1 protein-coding gene is annotated in these 651 nt (G+C 55.1%); it reads left to right on the forward strand.

The features are described from left to right. Nucleotides 1-651, forward strand: a 651-nt coding sequence (locus AC6CIA_RS26355; protein ID WP_498316082.1) for an immunoglobulin-like domain-containing protein, incomplete at both ends; no start/stop codon positions are given.

Below are 651 nucleotides of genomic sequence, written 5' to 3' on the forward strand. Positions count from 1 at the left end.
GGTCAAAATCACTGACGCAACCGGCGGCAACTTCGAGAAATTGGAAGTTGCAGGCAACGGTGCGATCACCGTCGTCAATGACACCATCGATGACGTGAAGGTTGTGCTGACCGCCACCAACACTGTGGGCGAAGGCGGTCAGATCGTTTACACCGCCAGCCTTGTGGATAAAAACGGCGCTCCGGTGACGAACATCACCAACCCGCTGACCGTGACTTTGGGTAATGGCGAGACCATCACCATTGGTGTAAACCAATCCAGCGGCACTATTTCAGTACTAGCGCCAAATGATGTGTATGCCGGCGACCAAACCGTCAGCACCGCGATCACCAAGGTGACCGGCGGCGAGCACTTCGAGAATCTGGTTCCGGGCACTGACACCGTCACCACCACTGTCACCGATACACCGGGCACTGATGACACCACGACCGTGACTTTGACGGCTCCATCGTCGGTTAACGAAGGTGGTCAGATCACTTACACCGCTACGCTTTCCAATAAAGCAGGCAGCGACGTCACTCTGAAGTTGGACAACAACTCGACCATCACCATCAAGGCTGGTGAAACCGTCGGTACGGTCACCGTTGATGCGCCAACCGATGACGTGTTCATCGACAAGTCTTCCGAGACCGTCAAAATCACTGACGCAAG

The sequence above is a fragment of the Pseudomonas sp. GQ91 genome (assembly GCF_059758795.1).